Annotated in this window: 1 pseudogene; it reads right to left on the bottom strand. The window is 61.1% G+C overall.

Features of this window, described 5'->3' with window-relative positions:
- Positions 1 to 668, bottom strand: a pseudogene (locus P7F28_RS10110) (hypothetical protein); the annotation flags it as partial.

Genomic DNA, 668 nt, shown 5'->3' on the forward strand with positions numbered 1-668 from the left:
CATGCTGCTTCCGCATCGACCTCAAACTGCGATGCCTCCTCGAAATAGACGGTCTGCTCACCACCCGTCGTCCTGGCATAACGCCCAGGCCGACCCGGATGCCGGTACGGATTCCATTGCTCCGCATCGAACGAGCGCAGACCTGTCACCGGCGCCTCCTTGTCGTACTGTCCGACTGAATACCAGCCGTGCAACACGATGTCGGCCTTGGGCAGCGCTTCTATCTTTGGGATCGGGTAGCGACGCCCCAACACGTTGACGTCGTGCCAGACCGCCAGTGCCGGAAACGCGTGCAGCGCATAGTGATGCATCGACAGAAAGAAGTCGATCGCCACCAGCTGCTGCGGCGTCACGAACTCGAACTGCGGCTCGCACAACAGCCGATTCTCTTCCGTGTCCGGAATCGACCCGGTCGCCAGTGCGCCCGAATGGGCTTCTGCGCGGTCGCGCTCGGCCGCGTCAATACTGCAGAGCTTCTTGAGCAGATCGACACGCGTCAGGTAGCTGTACGTATCTGCCTGGATGCGCGTGTAGCCCGCAACGCTCAGCGAGCGTCCCACCAACTCCCTGCGCGACATATCCCACTGGATCGCGAGCAGATAGTTGCGGAAATCGTTCAGGGGCCGAAGATGCCGGTATTGCTCATCCTCGATCATGGCCTCAAGCGA

Origin of the sequence: Caballeronia sp. BR00000012568055 (assembly GCF_029439455.1) — a bacterium.
GTDB lineage: Bacteria > Pseudomonadota > Gammaproteobacteria > Burkholderiales > Burkholderiaceae > Caballeronia.